This window comes from Calidifontibacillus erzurumensis, from assembly GCF_013303125.1.
In the GTDB taxonomy this organism is placed as follows: Bacteria; Bacillota; Bacilli; order Bacillales; family Bacillaceae_J; genus Calidifontibacillus; species Calidifontibacillus erzurumensis.
Genome location: NZ_JABTTE010000001.1, coordinates 305,296 through 319,990 on the forward strand (window position 1 = coordinate 305,296; position 14,695 = coordinate 319,990).

Annotated in this window: 17 protein-coding genes; 15 read left to right on the top strand and 2 right to left on the bottom strand. The window is 35.6% G+C overall.

What is annotated here, in order from left to right:
• The first annotated feature begins 90 nt into the window (after positions 1-90).
• The 5 genes from lysA to HR057_RS01645 all read left to right on the top strand — a co-directional run bounded on the left by lysA (position 91) and on the right by HR057_RS01645 (position 4,950).
• Entirely contained in the window at positions 91-1,419 is a 1,329-nt protein-coding gene (gene lysA / locus HR057_RS01625) for a diaminopimelate decarboxylase (RefSeq protein WP_173729641.1), read from the top strand.
• Between the two features lie 112 nt (positions 1,420-1,531).
• Positions 1,532-3,190 (top strand): glutamine--tRNA ligase/YqeY domain fusion protein, encoded by a 1,659-nt coding sequence (locus tag HR057_RS01630; RefSeq protein ID WP_173729642.1) that lies wholly within the window; start codon positions 1,532-1,534, stop codon positions 3,188-3,190.
• Between the two features lie 218 nt (positions 3,191-3,408).
• A complete protein-coding gene (locus HR057_RS01635; protein ID WP_329955805.1) occupies positions 3,409-3,852 on the top strand; it encodes a C40 family peptidase in 444 nt (147 codons plus the stop codon).
• A 108-nt stretch (positions 3,853-3,960) separates the two neighbouring features.
• Positions 3,961-4,398, top strand: coding sequence for a peptidylprolyl isomerase (locus HR057_RS01640; protein ID WP_173729643.1), 438 nt, complete (start codon positions 3,961-3,963; stop codon positions 4,396-4,398).
• Positions 4,399-4,584: 186 nt separating this feature from the next.
• Positions 4,585-4,950 carry a GNAT family N-acetyltransferase gene (locus tag HR057_RS01645; RefSeq protein WP_173729644.1) on the top strand — a complete coding sequence of 122 codons (366 nt, stop codon included), beginning with the start codon at positions 4,585-4,587 and terminating at the stop codon, positions 4,948-4,950.
• 23 nt (positions 4,951-4,973) lie between these two features.
• Here the strand turns inward: HR057_RS01645 and HR057_RS01650 are convergent, their stop codons facing one another.
• Entirely contained in the window at positions 4,974-5,495 is a 522-nt protein-coding gene (locus tag HR057_RS01650; RefSeq protein WP_173729645.1) for a DUF309 domain-containing protein, read from the bottom strand.
• A 99-nt stretch (positions 5,496-5,594) separates the two neighbouring features.
• Positions 5,595-5,690, bottom strand: coding sequence for a YjcZ family sporulation protein (locus HR057_RS01655; RefSeq protein ID WP_173729646.1), 96 nt, complete (start codon positions 5,688-5,690; stop codon positions 5,595-5,597).
• A 192-nt stretch (positions 5,691-5,882) separates the two neighbouring features.
• Between HR057_RS01655 and HR057_RS01660 the strand changes: the two genes are divergently transcribed.
• The 10 genes from HR057_RS01660 to HR057_RS01705 all read left to right on the top strand — a co-directional run bounded on the left by HR057_RS01660 (position 5,883) and on the right by HR057_RS01705 (position 14,694).
• A complete protein-coding gene (locus HR057_RS01660) occupies positions 5,883-6,650 on the top strand; it encodes a segregation/condensation protein A (RefSeq protein WP_173729647.1) in 768 nt (255 codons plus the stop codon).
• On the top strand, positions 6,640-7,224 hold the full coding sequence (gene scpB / locus HR057_RS01665; RefSeq protein ID WP_173729648.1) for an SMC-Scp complex subunit ScpB: 585 nt from the start codon (positions 6,640-6,642) through the stop codon (positions 7,222-7,224). The genes HR057_RS01660 and scpB overlap by 11 nt, the downstream gene beginning before the upstream one ends.
• A gap of 67 nt (positions 7,225-7,291) precedes the next feature.
• Complete coding sequence (locus HR057_RS01670; RefSeq protein WP_173729649.1) at positions 7,292-7,690, top strand: hypothetical protein; 399 nt, start codon at positions 7,292-7,294, stop codon at positions 7,688-7,690.
• A 580-nt stretch (positions 7,691-8,270) separates the two neighbouring features.
• A complete protein-coding gene (locus HR057_RS01675) occupies positions 8,271-9,167 on the top strand; it encodes a superoxide dismutase (RefSeq protein WP_173729650.1) in 897 nt (298 codons plus the stop codon).
• A 123-nt stretch (positions 9,168-9,290) separates the two neighbouring features.
• Complete coding sequence (locus HR057_RS01680; protein ID WP_173729651.1) at positions 9,291-10,445, top strand: D-alanyl-D-alanine carboxypeptidase family protein; 1,155 nt, start codon at positions 9,291-9,293, stop codon at positions 10,443-10,445.
• A complete protein-coding gene (locus HR057_RS01685) occupies positions 10,438-11,037 on the top strand; it encodes a nucleoside recognition domain-containing protein (protein ID WP_173729652.1) in 600 nt (199 codons plus the stop codon). The genes HR057_RS01680 and HR057_RS01685 overlap by 8 nt, the downstream gene beginning before the upstream one ends.
• On the top strand, positions 11,034-11,564 hold the full coding sequence (locus tag HR057_RS01690) for a spore maturation protein (protein ID WP_173729653.1): 531 nt from the start codon (positions 11,034-11,036) through the stop codon (positions 11,562-11,564). Before HR057_RS01685 ends, HR057_RS01690 begins: the two co-directional genes overlap by 4 nt.
• 202 nt (positions 11,565-11,766) lie before the next feature.
• Positions 11,767-12,495 (top strand): pseudouridine synthase, encoded by a 729-nt coding sequence (locus tag HR057_RS01695; protein ID WP_173729654.1) that lies wholly within the window; start codon positions 11,767-11,769, stop codon positions 12,493-12,495.
• Positions 12,496-12,561: 66 nt separating this feature from the next.
• A complete protein-coding gene (gene resA, locus HR057_RS01700) occupies positions 12,562-13,083 on the top strand; it encodes a thiol-disulfide oxidoreductase ResA (RefSeq protein WP_173729655.1) in 522 nt (173 codons plus the stop codon).
• Positions 13,084-13,101: 18 nt separating this feature from the next.
• A complete protein-coding gene (locus HR057_RS01705; RefSeq protein WP_173729656.1) occupies positions 13,102-14,694 on the top strand; it encodes a cytochrome c biogenesis protein ResB in 1,593 nt (530 codons plus the stop codon).
• Position 14,695 lies beyond the last annotated feature (1 nt).

Below are 14,695 nucleotides of genomic sequence, written 5' to 3' on the forward strand. Positions count from 1 at the left end.
GTTTCACTATTGCAAATCTTATATTTGCTATGTTAAAGTTTAACTTATTAAAATATTTTAAGCTTTTCTTTATAATCAAGGGGGAAACGTATGTATTTACGCGGAACAAGTATTATTAATAATAAAGGTCACCTAGAAATTGGCGGTGTTGATACAGTCGATTTAGCAAAAGAGTTTGGAACCCCGCTTATCGTATATGATGTTGCTTTAATGCGGGAAAGAGCAAGAGCGTTCAAAGAAACATTTGAAAAGCAAAACGTAAGAGCACAAGTTGCTTATGCAAGCAAAGCTTTCTCATCAATAGCGATGATTAATTTGGCTGATGAAGAAGGTATGAGCCTTGATGTTGTATCTGGTGGAGAGCTTTATACCGCTTTAGCAGCTAATTTTCCGCCTGAGCGTATTCATTTCCATGGTAATAATAAGAGCATAGAAGAAATGAAAATGGGAATTGAAGCAGGAATTGGTTGTTTTGTTGCAGACAATTTCTATGAACTAGAAGTTTTGCAAAATTTGGCTGAAGATTCTGGCAAAACAGTTTCAGTTCTTCTACGTATATCCCCAGGGGTAGAAGCGCATACACATGATTATATTATGACTGGACAAGTTGATTCCAAATTTGGATTCGACTTAAAGAGCGGTCAAGTTGAAAAAGCAATAGAAATTACGAGAAATTCTTCCAATCTTCACCTTCTTGGAATTCATAGCCATATCGGTTCACAAATTTTTGAAACAACAGGATTTTTAATGGCCGTTGATACAATTTTTGAAGCTATAGAAAGATGGGCTTCCGAATTAAATTATGTTCCTTCCGTTCTTAATTTAGGCGGTGGCTTCGGCATTCGATATATAGAAGGAGACGACCCGCTGCCACCTGAAGAATACGTTTCAGCAATTATCGATAAAGTGAAATCACATGTTGAAAGACTTGATATTGAAATGCCGGAAATTTGGATTGAGCCTGGCCGTTCAATTGTCGGAGATGCTGGAACTACTTTATATACAATTGGTTCAAATAAAGTTATTCCTGGTGTAAGGAAATATGTTGCCGTTGATGGCGGTATGGGGGATAATTTAAGACCTGCATTATATCAAGCTAAATATGAAGCGATCCTTGCTAATCGCGCGGATGAGCCTGCAGAGGAGACAGTATCGATAGCTGGAAAATGTTGTGAATCAGGCGATATGTTAATTTGGGATTTGCCATTGCCAAAAGCAAATCCAGGTGATATTTTAGCTGTTTTCTGCACAGGTGCATATGGCTATTCAATGGCTAACAATTACAATCGCATACCTCGTCCGGCTGTAGTCTTTGTTGAAGACGGAGAGGCCCAACTTGTTGTGAAACGCGAAAGCTATGATGATTTAATTCATTTAGATATTCCATATAAAAAGAAAACAAAAGTAGAGCTAATATAATAATTATAAGTGCCTCACTACGGGCACTTTTTATTTTTTATTTTTTATGTTATAAATAGAAACATCATAGGTAAGATAAGAATTGGGAATTCATTATAGAAAGGTGACTAAAATGGAAGAAAATAAACATACCTCTTCGAATTTCATTAGAAATATTGTCATAGAAGATTTAAAGAGCGGAAAGTATGATAAAATTATCACAAGGTTCCCTCCTGAGCCGAATGGATATTTACATATTGGTCATGCAAAATCAATCGTTCTAAATTTTGAACTTGCCGATGAGTTCAATGGAAAAACACATTTGCGCTTTGACGATACAAATCCATTAAAAGAAGACACAGAATATGTAGAGGCTATTAAGGAAGATGTGAAATGGCTCGGTTACGAATGGGATCAATTGTATTTTGCTTCTGATTATTTTGAAGAAATGTACAATCGCGCCGTTTTGTTAATTAAAAAAGGAAAGGCTTATGTTGATGATTCAACACCGGAACAAATTCGAGAAATGCGAGGTACATTAACAGAACCTGGGAAAGAAAGCCCATATAGAAATCGCAGCATTGAGGAAAACCTTGATTTATTTGAAAGGATGAGAGCTGGAGAATTTAAAGATGGGGAAAAAGTTCTTCGGGCGAAAATTGACATGGCTTCTCCGAACATTAATATGCGCGATCCAGTATTGTACCGAATTTATCATGCACCCCATCATAATACAGGTGATAAATGGTGCATTTATCCGATGTATGATTTTGCACATCCTTTGGAGGATGCAATTGAAGGTGTAACCCATTCTATCTGCACAATGGAATTTGAAGATCATCGTCCGCTTTATGATTGGGTCATTCAGGAATGCGAAATGGAAAATAAGCCAAAGCAAATAGAATTTGCACGTTTGAATTTAACGAATACGGTTATGAGCAAACGGAAATTAAAGCAGTTAGTGGATGAGAAATTTGCAGATGGATGGGATGATCCGAGAATGCCGACGATATCAGGTTTAAGAAGAAGAGGTTACACACCTGAAGCGATCCGCGCTTTTTGTCGGGAAATCGGGGTTGCAAAAAGCAATAGCACCGTTGATGTACAAATGCTTGAGCATTTTGTAAGAGAAGATTTAAAATTAAAAGCTCCACGGACAATGGCCGTCCTACGTCCGCTTAAAGTAATCATTACTAATTATCCAGAAGGGCAAATCGAATGGCTTGATGCGGAAAATAATCCTGAAAATCCGGAAATGGGTACCCGTAAAATTCCTTTTTCTAGAGAAATTTATATAGAAAAAGATGATTTTATGGAAAATCCGCCAAGCAAATACTTCAGGTTGTTCCCAGGAAACGAAGTTCGGCTTAAACATGCCTATTTCATTAAATGCCATGATTTTATTAAAGATGAAAATGGCGAAATTGTTGAAATTCATTGTACGTATGATCCCGAAACGAAAAGCGGGACAGGTTTTACTGGCCGTAAAGTGAAAGGGACTTTGCATTGGGTTGAAGCCACCCATGCTGTACCTGCTGAGTTTCGTTTGTATGAGCCATTTATTTTAGATCAAGAAGATGACGATGAATCGAAAACATTTTTAGATTATGTAAACCCAAATTCACTTGAAATTTTACAAGGCTTTATTGAGCCAAATATGACAAATGCAAAAATTCATGACAAATTCCAATTTTTTAGACATGGCTATTTTAATGTTGATCCAAAGTATACAACTCCTGAAAAGCTCGTATTTAATCGAATCGTATCGTTAAAAAGCTCATTCAAATTATAGGAAGTATTGATGAATGTCTGGAAATTGCTGCGAATTGCGGCAAATCCAGACATTTTTTTTGGAGTGAATGCCCCTTTATTTTCTAAAATTATGACAATTATGTGAAAAACAACAAAAATCATCAAATTTTTTGGAAGAACTGACAGGAATTTTTTTAAAATTGTAGAAATAGATAAGGTGTCTTTGTTTTATTTTTTGTCGCTATAGGAGGTGAATTTGTGAAAAAAAGGCTTATAGCGTTCTTCTCCATGTTCATACTACTTGGATTGTTTATGGCTCCAGGTGTTTTGGCAGAGGAGATTGGGCAAAATGATATCGCAGAAAATATTATCAAAACAGCAGAAAAATACATAGGCACTCCATATGGAGGCGAATTTGATTGCTCTGGCTATGTGAAAAAAGTTTTTGAAGAAAATGGTATTGAATTACCTAGATCCTCAGCATCTCAATATATGCATGGAGAGGCTATTAAAAAAGCGGATTTGCAAAAAGGGGACTTGGTATTTTTCAAAACTTCTGGTTCCGGAATTTCACATGTGGGCATATACATAGGTGACAATAAGTTTATACATTCTTCTTCTTCTAAAGGTGTCATCATTTCGAAATTAAACGACCCTTATTATTGGGGTTCTCGGTTTGTCGGAGCAGCAAAGGTATTTTAATATTGAAGGTGGGCAGGACTAAAATGACAGTTCTGCTTTTTTGTTTTAACTATGATTCAATATCATGTAAAATAGGAAAAGTAACAAATCGAAGGAGGCATACATACGATGAAAAAAGCATCAATTGAATTTGAAAATGGTGAAAAAATTATCTTTCAACTATTTCCAAATGAAGCACCTGGAACAGTTGCGAATTTTGAAAAGTTAGCAAATGAAGGATTTTATAATGGATTGACGTTCCACCGAGTAATACCGGGCTTTGTTTCTCAAGGTGGATGCCCATACGGAACAGGTACTGGTGGGCCAGGCTATACAATTAAATGCGAGACAGAAGGAAATCCTCACAAACATGTGGCAGGTGCATTGTCCATGGCTCATGCAGGCAAAGATACTGGAGGTAGCCAGTTCTTTATTGTTCATGAACCGCAGCCACATCTTGATGGTGTTCATACCGTATTTGGACAAGTAATTGAAGGAATGGATACGGTGCTTAGAATTCGTCAAGGCGATGTTATGAAAGAAGTTAAGGTATGGGACGAAAATTAAAGAGATAATTTTCTTGCATTTTTGAAAGAGAAAGTATTGTTATGAAAAATTGTGAAGGCTGGTTTAATAAATGGGTGCAGCCTTCACAATTTACCCATTGATTACGAACAATGAATCAGTTATTATTTTGAATAAGGTAAACTTAACCTTATAAGGTATTGAATGATATAACAAAGAGGGGTTCAAATGTTAATCCGTTATAAAAAAAATTATGAAAAGATCGCAATGGGGCTTTTATCGTTTATGCCTTCTGAGAAAGAGCTAAAAAGGCTTCAGCAGACGATCAAATTGTATGAGGAAGATGAAAATTGGCAGCTTTATCTATATAAAGAAGAAGATATCATTGGGGCTATTGGAGTTAAGATCAAAGGAAATGTTGCGGAGCTTCGACATATTACCGTTAATCCTTCTTTCCGTTCTCAAGGGAAAGGAAAGGCAATGGTATTGGAATTAAAAAAACTATTAGGTGATCATATACAATTAATACCGACAGAAAATACGGCAGACTTTTTTGAAAAGTGTGATGCAACTTCTGACAATACGAATGAATGAAAAGACCCAGTTTCCAGTTAGGATTAGGGTCTTTTGTTTTGTTTTCGTTTTAACTTTTCTCTTCTTTCTTTTATGATTTGGCTGCGATCACGTAAGGAATGTTTATAAAGTAGATATTGATTTGATAAATCACTATTGCTATTCCAATGAAAACCTAACCTTTGACATTGTTCAATACAAATTTTTTTCAACTCATCATCAATTATAGGAAGATTCATACTATAATATGATTTTTCTTCAACTATTTCTTCCCGCCTTTTTTCTAGTGAGGTGAGAAGTGTATTCTTGTCTAAGCCGAGTTTCTGCAAAAGTTGTTCATTTGCATGAAAGTTGTTGATCGCTTTAGTTATTGTTTTGAATGCTCCATTGTAATTTTTAATTCTGTGATGATATAATGCTACAGCAAGCTGGATGAATCCTACCCAAATTGAAGAACGATGTTTTCCTTCTTTTTTCCAGAATTCCTCAAGAATTTCATGGCATTCAAAATAATCTCGTGGACCATGAAAATGGACGAGGTATTGAATATATGCATCTTGATACATCGTATTTAAACTCCTTTAAATATTCTGTTCCAATAGTGTACCACAAAATAAAGGAGAAAAAGAAAAGAAGTGCCTAAAGCACTTCTTTATAAGTTTACATTAATACCAAGCTGCACCAACGATGATTAACAAAATAAACAATACAACGATTAATGCAAAGCCTGCACCATATCCAAAACCTGCAGTTCCGCTCATTTATGTTCCTCCTTTTTAAAATCTTGATACTTACGGTAATAACATATGTAAATTGTGCAATGATGTATAGGCAATTATCAGGACTTGAGGAAACTTTATTATGAAAATTGACAGTATGGAATTACAGGAAATTTTGCTATTATAAAAAAGGATTGTTTTTAAACTTGAAAGTAATTTTTGGTGGGATATTTGATGGAATATAATGTGAAATTAGACTCCTTCGAAGGTCCACTTGACCTTCTTTTACATTTAATAAATCGTTATGAAATTGATATTTATGATATCCCAATGGCGCAAATTACCGAACAGTATTTGCGTTATATTCATACGATGCAAGAGCTTAAACTTGATGTTGCCAGCGAATATCTTGTGATGGCAGCAACACTTTTAGCGATAAAAAGTAAAATGCTATTGCCTAAAACAGAAGAAACGCTCGAAGAAGAGTTGGAATATAGCGGTGATGAAATCGAGGAGGACCCTCGTGAAGAATTGATGAAGCGTTTGATAGAGTATAAAAAATATAAAGAGGCAGCTATTCAACTGAAAGAGTATGAACAAAAACGAGGACAATTATTTACAAAACCACCTAGCAATTTAGCTCCTTATATGCCTGGTGAAAAAGAAAGGCCGTTTACAGATGTGTCTTTATATGATATGTTAAGTGCTCTTGAGAGGCTCCTAGAACGAAAAAAATGGAGGGAGCCAAAAACCGCGAAAGTTGAGCGCCAGGACATCCCGATTCAAATTCGAATGGAACAAATTTTAAATGAACTAAAACGTTCTAATGGAAGAATAAGCTTTTATTCGCTTTTTCCAATTTACGAAAAATCACATATCGTCATTACGTTTTTGGCTATTTTAGAATTAATGAAAAATCAAATGATTCGCTGCGAGCAGGAAAAAAACTTCGACAATATTTGGATTTATACGATGAAAGGAGCTAATGGGGATGAAGCTTGAACAAATGAAGGCTGTTGTGGAAGGCCTGCTCTTTATTGTTGGCGATGAAGGAATCGATTGTAAACAAATTGCTGATGTACTTCAAGTGAGTGAAACTATTGTAGTTGAAATATTGGAAGCAATTAAGAAAGATTATGCGAATCCTGATAGAGGGATTGATTTAGTAGAAGTTGCAGGAGTCTATCAACTTACGACGAAGAGCGAACATGCAGAATTTTATAAACGATTTGCCGATTCCCCGACCTCATCAACCTTATCGCAAGCTGCGTTGGAAACGTTAGCGATCATTGCATATAAGCAGCCGATTACTAGAGCAGAGATAGAGGAAATTCGGGGGGTAAAAACGGAACGTCCGCTTGCAACGCTTACTTCAAAAGGGTTGATCAAAGAAGTAGGTAGGGCCGAAGGTATCGGAAGAGCAATATTATATGGAACGACAAAAGAATTTCTTGAATATTTCGGTTTGAAAAGTTTGGAAGAATTGCCATCCTTGCCAGAAAAAATTGATGAATCAGAGCTTGATAAAGAAGCTGATCTGTTTTTCGAAAAATTCCAAGATACTTTTCCTGAATAGAAAACTTAAGGTATAATAGGTTTGATACATAAAATGACGGAAAAATTATAGAATTGGTGGGATGGGTATGCTAATAAAAGAAATTAAAGGATATGAATTGGAAAAAGCACAGCCAAATACATCCGAGGATTTTTTCAATCGTTCTGAGGTTACATTTATAGATCAAGGGGTTGAAAAAACTTTTTATTTATTATATGTAAGATATTTTGATGAAATTTTAAACGAGTTTGTTCCTTTTGAAAGCGATCCATTATTTACTATTGATGAAAAACCAATTTATTTTAAAGATGTGATTGGCTTAATTTGTATGTTAAAAGATACGACATTGAAAAAACGCAAACGGGTTTATATTAATGAAAAGAAAGATTTAATCAATTATTGCAAAGGTATCGATCCTGACAAATTGAAAGAAATTGTTGGACAAATAATGAAAGGCGGTTATGAATTAAAAACAGTCCAGGCATAAATGTAAGCATGGTGGTTGAATCCATCATGCTTTTTTTATGTTCAGCGTGAAATTCCCGAACTATTTAGAAAAAGCCGTAGGAAATATAAAGGAAAGATTAATGCTTTATGCCGCTTTTGTATGATCTTAAAAAGAAAAGAAGTCCTTGTCACAATGGAAAAAGCTTATGTTGATCTCGTAATTTGCGATGTAACTTATTAAAATTCATAATTTTTATTGGAAAATTACGAAAGTAAAATTTGAAACGTAGAAAAAATAAGATCATTCATCGTCGTTTCTCTATCAGTTATTCTATTTATTTAAGATACAATTTATATTTTAAATTTTATATAAAATGTTTTGCTATAATCAGGAAACGAAATGAATCGGGATTTAGACATGTTTCCTGTCTTAATAGAAAGAATAGATGGAAGTCCAAATGGAGGTAAGACGGATTGAAGGTTTTTAAGCTAAATACTAAATTCCTTACGGTCAGTACGGAAAAGAAGTGTGTTATTCGATCTACCTATTCGCGTTTTGCACGTTTGCCTCTTCTTTGCATAAGATAAATTGTTACTTTGGAAGGATGAGGAGGGGCAAAATGATGAATGAAACCGACTACAAACAATATGTATTAGATTTAAAACAATGGGTCAATCAAGTTGATCAAATTTTGAAAGACCATGTAAATGAAGAAGCTTATAATGACTGGAAACAAGAGATGGACGATCTTGTGAAAGATTTAGAACAGAAAATTACGGAAAATGAATTAGACGAAAATGATTTGGTAGGATTGGAAAGCCGGGCCAAATCTCTTTATGAACATTCGATCTCTCTTCAAAATTATGATAGAAATATGATTAGACAAAAGCGCGTCCCAATCGGTCAACATCAATTGCCACAGCTTCCATATCGTTATGATGCACTAGAACCGTATATATCAGAAGAAATAATGAAGCTCCATCACGATAAACATCACCGAAGCTATGTAGAAGGTTTAAATAAAGCAGAAAAAATGATGGAAAAAGCACGTGAAACGAATGATTATAACTTGTTAAAACATTGGGCTAGAGAAGCTGCATTTCATGGATCTGGACATTATTTGCATACGATATTTTGGTTCAATATGTCTCCAAATGGAGGAGGAAAGCCAAGCGGGCAGCTATTAAAACAAATTGAATTAGATTTTGGAAACTTTGAAAGATTTAAACAAAATTTTACAGCATCTGCAGAACAAGTGGAAGGAGTTGGCTGGGCATTATTAGTATGGGTGCCCAGAGCAGGCCGCTTGGAAATTTTACAGACAGAAAAGCATCAGTTTTTTACCCAATGGGATACGATTCCTTTGTTAGTATTAGATGTTTGGGAGCATGCTTATTATTTACAATATAAAAATGAACGAAAGAAATATATTGATAATTGGTGGAATGTAGTAAATTGGAATAACGTTGCCGAAAGGTTTACTGAAGCAAAAAAAGTGCAATGGAAGAAATATTAATTTGTAACGCTGATTGCTTAATGCTAGCAATCGGCGTTTTATGGTTGCATATTTTCTAATCATAACAAATCATGTCCCGCATAAACTTGTACAAACAACATGTGAAGGGACGTGTTCGTTTTCATGACTTTGCTCAAAAGAGTGATACTTTTACATATGGTTGTACTACTAATATTCATATCAACATTTCCATTGAAAAGTTCAGCACTTACCGATGTTTCTGCTGAAACTGCTATATTAATGGATGCAGCTTCCGGTCGTATCCTTTATGAAAAAGCACCCCACCAAAAAATGCGAATTGCAAGTATTACTAAAATAATGACTGCAATTCTAGCTATTGAATCTGGAAAACTAGATGAAAAAACAATCATATCAAAACGTGCTGTCCGGACAGAAGGTTCCTCCATTTATTTAAAAGAGGGAGAAAAAATCGAACTTAAACATTTAGTGTACGGTTTAATGCTTCGTTCTGGGAATGATGCTGCCGTTGCCATAGCCGAGCATGTGGGAGGAAGTGTGGAAGGATTTGTGTTTTTAATGAATCAAAAAGCGCAAGAAATCGGAATGAGAAATACTGTTTTTGCTAATCCTCACGGGTTGGATGACCATGAAAATCATTATTCCACGGCCTATGACATGGCTCTTTTGACAAAATATGCGCTTTCCAATGAAACATATCGGGAAATTGCTGGAACAAAAGTGTACCGTGCTCCTAATCCTGGTGAAAAATGGGATCGAAGCTGGAAAAATAAAAACAAGCTGCTTACAGGAATGTACCGCTATTCTACGGGAGGAAAAACAGGATATACGAAGCGTGCGAAACGGACTTTAGTTTCAACAGCATCTAAAAACGGACACGAACTCATCGCAGTAACGTTGAACGGACCTGATGATTGGAACGATCATATTGCAATGTTCGAATGGGGGTTTGCAAATTTTGATTTGAAGAACATTGTTCAAGAAGGCACTATTTCTTCTATTAAAGATGACTTTTATAAAGGAAAAGTTATTGTCAAACACGATTTTCTCTATCCTCTTAAAGAAGGGGAGCAAGATAAAATAAAAATAGAAATCAAATTAATTAAACCGAAAAAAAATTGGAAAAGGGCAAAAGATGTTCCATCGCCATGTGGGACAATGGTTATCAAACTGGAGAATGAAAAAATTGGTGAACTGCCGCTTTTTTATAGTAAATATGGAAAACTTAGCACGGAAACATGGTTTTCAACTATGAAAGACATGTTTTTCTATATGATAGGGGTTCGGGCCAATGGTTAACATCATTTGGGTAACGATGACTGTAATTGGCATATTGTTTGCTATAGCAAATGGAACGATGGATGATGTCAATAAAGCAATTTTTAGTGGCGCAAAAGAAGCGGTAACGATTTGTATCGGTTTAATTAGCGTATTAGTTTTTTGGCTAGGATTAATGAATATTGCCAAAGCAGCCGGTCTCTTAAATGGTTTGTCAAAATTGTTTCAGCCTCTTGTTACAAAGCTGTTTCCGGATGTACCGAAGGACCATCCGGCAATGGGGTTTATTTTATCAAATATGATTGCTAATTTATTTGGACTTGGGAATGCTGCTACTCCAATGGGTATCAAAGCGATGGAAGAGTTGAAAAAATTAAATAATAATGAAAATTCTCCTAGCAGATCGATGATTACGTTTCTTGCCATTAATACGTCAAGTATCACATTAATACCAACAACTGTGATTGCCATACGAATGAACTATGGTTCAGAAGCCCCGACAGAAATTGTAGGAACGACGTTAGTTGCATCGTTCTTTTCAACGATGGCCGCGATTATGATCGACCGTTACTTCTATTATCGCCGCATGAAAAAAGGGGGCGGTCGTAAATGAATATAATTAACTTAATTTCACTATGGCTCATTCCAGTTATCATCGGTTTTATATTGATCTATGGAACGATCAAAAAAGTGCCGACGTATGAAGTTTTTGTTGAAGGCGGAAAAGAAGGCATCCAAATCGCTTTTTCGATTATACCTTATTTAGTAGGAATGCTTGTCGCCATCACCGTTTTTCGTGAATCAGGTGCATTGGAATTCTTCACAAATGCACTGAGGCCACTTCTTGTCGCGCTTGGCATTCCACCGGAAATTGTTCCGCTCGCTGTCATTCGGCCTATTTCAGGAAATGCAGCCCTCGGGATTACAACTGATTTAATTGCTACGTACGGACCTGATTCATTCATCGGACGACTGGCATCAACGATGCAAGGGAGCACCGACACAACGCTTTATATTTTAACAGTATATTTTGGTGCGGTTGGCATAAAAAAAATGGGAGACGCATTGAAAGTAGGACTCCTGGCCGATTTAGTGGCCATTATTTTTTCAATAATAATTGTAACAATTGTGTTTGGCTGACATAGAGTTGCATGATGCACTTTATGTCATTTTTTTGCTTTCAAATTAAAGCAAAAAAAATTTCTTATTTGTATTTGTGCCTCCTTTACAAGATTGGAAACACCAATTTTCACTGTGACAAAGCTAATTTTCGACAAAATAAGAACTATCGCTTGAGAAATGGGAATGATACAAGTAAGATTGATTAATGAGGTGAAAAATTATGGAACGATTACAAAAGGTTATTGCGCATGCAGGAATTGCCTCGCGCAGAAAGGCAGAACAATTAATTATTTCAGGTAAAGTGAAAGTGAACGGAAAAATTGTCAAAGAGCTAGGTGTAAAAGTTTCACCTAATGATAAAATAGAAGTCGAAGATATCCCGATTCAAAAAGAAGAGCCAGTTTATTACCTTTTTTACAAACCACGTGAAGTTATTTCAGCTGTAGCTGATGATAAAAATAGAAAAGTTGTAATTGATTTTTTTCCACATGAAGAAAGAAGGATCTTTCCAATCGGACGGCTCGATTACCATACATCGGGATTACTTCTTTTAACAAATGACGGGGAATTCGCCAATTTATTAATGCATCCGAAATATGAAATCGAAAAGGAATATATAGCAAAAATAAATGGTATTCCCTCACGGGATGAATTAAAAAAATTAGAAACAGGAGTAATCTTGGAAGACGGGAAAACAGCTCCTGCGAAGGCAAAAATAATATCGATTGATAAGAAAAAAGGAACTTCAATTGTAAAACTAATCATTCATGAAGGAAAAAACCGTCAAGTTAGGCGAATGTTTGAGGCGCTTGGATATAAAGTGAAAAAATTAAAACGGGAACGATATGCATTTTTGGACTTAGGAAATTTAAAGCCTGGAGAATATCGAGAGTTAAAGCCTCATGAAGTAAAACGATTACGTCAATTAGCTGTCACACAACATTCATAATATTTACACTATGGCTGACTTGTATAAATGGTATAATGATAGAAAATAAAATGGGGGCTGTTTACATTGAAAAATAAGCGGTTGGCTGTTCGGACAGTAATTTTGCTTGTTTTAGCAGGAGCACTGGCCTATACGCTATATTCAAACTTTTTTAAAGATAAACAAATCGTTGGCATAGGAGATCAAGCGCCAAATTTTGTATTGACAGATTTAAATGGAAATGAAGTCGAATTTGCTGATTATCGTGGCAAAGGGGTATTCCTAAATTTCTGGGGAACATGGTGTAAACCTTGCGAAAGAGAAATGCCATATATGGAAAATCAGTATAAAGTTTATAAAGATCAAGGTGTTGAAATTTTGGCTGTTAATGTAGGTGAACCTGAATTGTCAGTTAAAAATTTCGTTGAACGAAAAGGTTTGACTTTTCCAGTTGTGATTGATAAAGACTTGGAAGTACTTGAAGCATATGGTGTAAATCCATTGCCAACAACGTTTTTAGTTGACAAAGAAGGAAAAATTATCGATATCATTACAGGCCAGTTAACAGAAGAAATGATTAAAAATCATATGGAGCGAATAAAACCATAGTCAATTTGGGGGAATAAAATGGATAAGGTAAAGTGTGAATGCGGCCATGTAAACCCTCATGGCACGATTTTTTGTGAAGCATGCGGCAATTCCTTCGATGACGGGGATGAAAAAAAATTATTAGATATGCGTTATGAAGGAAGTGCTCGACGCTCGCAAACGTATAAAAAAACGTTTATCGATCATATTTGGAATTTTTTCTCCTCTGTAAAAGTCGGAGTTTGGCTCATTATTATAACATTACTCGCATCTGCACTGGGGACGCTGTTTCCTCAGGAAATGTACATACCGTTAAATATGACTGCAGAAGAATTTTATGAGAAGGAATACGGTTTTTTAGGTAAGCTTTATTACCAACTTGGTTTTCATAACTTGTATAAATCTTGGTGGTATATGATTTTAATCGCATCCATTGCGATTTCTCTCGTTATTTGTTCCTTAGACCGAGTTGTTCCTCTATATAAAGCGTTGAAAAATCAAGGTGTAAAAAGAAACCCGAACTTTTTAAGGAGACAGCGGCTGTTTGCCGAATCAACGTTAAAAACAGTAGAATCAGAGGAGCGTTGGATTGATGCATTAAAAAAACGGCGGTATCAAGTCCGAATAGAAGATGGTCATATTTTAGCAGAAAAAGGTCGTTTTTCACGCTGGGGTCCTTATGTCAACCACGTTGGTTTAATTATTTTCTTAATTGGAGCGATGTTGCGCTTTTTCCCGGGAATGTATATTGATGATGCGCTTTGGTTGCGTGATGGGGAAATAAAAGTGATTCCAGGAACAAATGGAAAATATTATTTGGAAAATAAACAATTTATAAGGGAACTTTATGATGAAGATGATAATTTCACTGTAGGAATGGGGATGCCAAAAAATTATCAAACAAATGCAGTCCTTTATGAGCGTATTGATGAAATTGTTCCGGGAAAAGAACCGGAGCTAAAGAAAATAAAAGAACATGAAATACGTGTGAATGAGCCTCTTAAATTTGAAGGATTTGCCCTTTACCAAACAGATTTCAAACTGGATGAATTTTACGAAATGTCATTTAGCCTTGTTGAAAAAAGCACGAACAAAAGCTTTGGTACAATTGATATTAATTTGGCAAATCCACAGTCTGTTTATGAGCTTGGAAACGGCTATAAAGTGGAAATTATGAGTTATTTTCCAAACTTTTATTTTAATGATGCGGGAGAGCCAGATACATTAAACAGAATACCGGATAATCCGGCGTTTATTTTCAAAATGTTTACACCGGAAGTGCCTGAAGGAGAAATCAGCTTCGTCGGAATTCGTTCGAACGTTGAACCTTTTGGCGAAAATAAATATAAAATGGCTTTTCAAAATCTGAAAACTAGAAATGCAACGGGATTAACAGTTCGACTTGATCGGACAATTGGCATCATTATTGTAGGTGGCATTATATTTATGATTGGATTGATTCAAGGAAGTTATTGGAATCACCGCCGCATTTGGATTCAAAGAGAAGGAAATCAATTGATGGTGGCAGCTCATACAAATAAAAACTGGTATGGTCTAAAAAAAGAAATTGAGATGATGTTCAAAGATACGATGTTGCCAATTCCAGTTGATCAACAAGAAAAGGCGAAGTAAG